Here is a 2,415-nt window from a genome sequence, read left to right as displayed (position 1 = left end):
TTCGGCTCAAATGAGGCAAAATTCAAAACGGAGCATCGGGCATCTTGCCTGTGGATTCAGATCCGATCGCCTCATTTCAGATGAAACTGTCCAGTCGGGTGGGTTAGGCGCGGCAGTAATTTGGAGGAAAAACCCACAACTTTTCATCCGCGCCGTAACCCACCATTTCCAAATTAAATACTTTTAACCAACCGCATAGTCGCTCATTTCCCGCATAAAAGGAGGGTAAAAACCCAGGACAATATCTTGTTTTGGCACGCCAAAATTGACCAAATCCGCCGCAATATCATGCTCCGTCGAGTTGTAAAAAATCCAAATTTTCTCATTGCGAATATCTAGATGTATGACACAATGATGGACCCAGCGCTGATGCTGCCAACCCAGATGTACAATTTGATAATGATTTCGTTGTGTATCAAAAATCGTCTCAACCTCAATCTCGCCATAAGCCGGCTTACTTTCTGCATAACTCATCAACAATTGTTGCACAATTTGCTGATAGTTTTTTAATTTATCCGTTACTCCTTCCATAGTAAAATTAGCTCCAATTCAATATCGTAAACAATGATTTTGACGGAATTTTCTTGCAACATTGATGCAGGAAAATCAAGTTTGAAGAAGCTATTATAGACTAAATTTGGGATGGCTAGATAGAGAATGCGATCGGGGTCTTCACGTCGTCAGGCAGCCCGATAGTTGATAAACTGCCCCAATGCCGTATGAAACTCTGAAATTGCTGACGCACTTGCCAAAAAACTTTTGACTTCAACTGCAATTTTATCATCTCCTCGCTCCGCCGCCAGTAATCGTTCTGCTCCCAAGTCAATCTCCATATCTACCCCACCGACTTTAATCTGAAAGGGATCGTGAGTGACATTCCACCCATCTGATTCGAGAGCTGTCTTAACAACTTGATGAAAACGATCCTTAGCCACAATAGACGATCCCATAAGCCCGATGCTATCCAAGCTTATCATATAAAGCCGTAACAGCGATCGCCCGACGGTTTCCTCCGGTGGGCAGGAATGGCTGAGTTGAGAGCAGATGCGATCGCGAGCTCTAGATACCGACTATAATGGAAATTCCAAAGGAACTGGACGCACTCCAGAAGACCCAAACCATGCTAGAATTAATTCAAAAAAATTGGGTGGGCTTGCCATGAGATTTATTAACCCCAAAACCGACTACGCTTTTAAAAAGATCTTTGGTTCGGCCGAAAGCAAGAACATTTTAATCAGTTTTCTCAATGCTTTAGTCTATGACGGCAATCCGACCATTGAAGACTTGGAAATCATCGCCCCCAATTTACCCCCCCAACTCGAAGGTTTAAAAGATACCTATCTCGATGTTAAGGCGCGACTGAATGACGGGACGCTGGTCATTATTGAAATGCAGGTTTTAAACGTGCAGTCGTTCGGGAAGCGTGTCTTATTTAATGCCGCGAAAACCTATGCATTTCAACTGCAACGGGGACAGGGGTATCGATACCTGAAACCGGTGATCGCTTTAACCTTGACCGACTTCGAGATGTTCCCCGAACGCGATCGCCTGATTTCCCGCTTTATTTATAAAGAGAAGTCGGAAGGATGGGACTACATTGATAATGATATCGAGCTGATCTTTGTCGAACTGCCGAAGTTTACCAAAGAACTCAACCAGCTTGAAACCCTAACGGACAAATGGATCTATTTTATGAAATTTGCCCGATCGCTCACCGAAATCCCCGAAAATATGGAGGAGATAGTGGAACTCCAGCAAGCATTTGAAATTGCCAATCAAGCTGGCTTAACATTAGAGGAATTAGAAGAGTTGGAACGGCGGGAAATGTTTATTTATGACCAACAGGGTGCGATCGCTTTGGGACTCGAACAAGGACGACAAGAAGGACTCGAACAAGGACTCGAACAAGGGCGACAACAAGGACTCGAACAAGGACTCGAACAAGGACTCGAACAAGGAAAACGTAATGTTGCGCGAAACTTACTGGGGCAACTGAATGATGAGGCGATCGCACAAGCCACGGGATTGAGTTTGGAGGCGATCGCGGCTTTGCGTCAGGAAATGATGAATGATTAACTGAATGTGAGATATTACCCACCATTTCTCGCTAAAAGAGTCCAGTAGGGTGGGTTAGGCGCGGCAGTAATTTTTCGGAAAAACCGACAACTTTTCATTCGCGCCGTAACCCACCATTTCCTTTTTAATGCACAGTTTTAGCCGTGTCGGTCCACTACTGGACCTGGAATGACACACCTTAAACGGTGGGTTACGGCGGATTTCTAGATTGCCATCACAGCCTGGGTTTCAGCCGCCTAACCCACCCTACTGGACCTGGAATGACACACCTTAAACGGTGGGTTACGGCGGATTGCTAGATTGCCATCACAGCCTGGGTTTCAGCCGCCTAACCCACCC

3 protein-coding genes and 1 pseudogene are annotated in these 2,415 nt (G+C 45.3%); 2 read left to right on the top strand and 2 right to left on the bottom strand.

From position 1 onward, the window contains the following. Positions 1-187, top strand: a 187-nt coding sequence (locus LKE08_RS08335; protein ID WP_324703754.1) for a hypothetical protein, incomplete at its 5' end; no start/stop codon positions are given. On the opposite strand, the gene LKE08_RS08330 is transcribed toward LKE08_RS08335, so the two are convergent. Further along, positions 184-531, bottom strand: coding sequence for a XisI protein (locus tag LKE08_RS08330; protein ID WP_324703753.1), 348 nt, complete (start codon positions 529-531; stop codon positions 184-186). The genes LKE08_RS08335 and LKE08_RS08330 overlap by 4 nt on opposite strands. Next, positions 519-935: pseudogene (locus LKE08_RS08325) on the bottom strand (element excision factor XisH family protein). The gene LKE08_RS08330 and the pseudogene LKE08_RS08325 overlap by 13 nt, the downstream one beginning before the upstream one ends. A gap of 223 nt (positions 936-1,158) precedes the next feature. Here LKE08_RS08325 and LKE08_RS08320 point away from each other — a divergent pair. Further along, positions 1,159-2,076 (top strand): Rpn family recombination-promoting nuclease/putative transposase, encoded by a 918-nt coding sequence (locus LKE08_RS08320; RefSeq protein ID WP_324703752.1) that lies wholly within the window; start codon positions 1,159-1,161, stop codon positions 2,074-2,076. The last annotated feature ends 339 nt before the right edge of the window (positions 2,077-2,415 follow it).

The organism is Lyngbya sp. CCY1209, from assembly GCF_035615495.1.
In the GTDB taxonomy this organism is placed as follows: Bacteria; Cyanobacteriota; Cyanobacteriia; order Cyanobacteriales; family Microcoleaceae; genus Limnospira.
The sequence above is the reverse complement of the archived record's forward strand: the minus strand, read 5'-3'. Positions and strand labels throughout refer to the sequence as shown.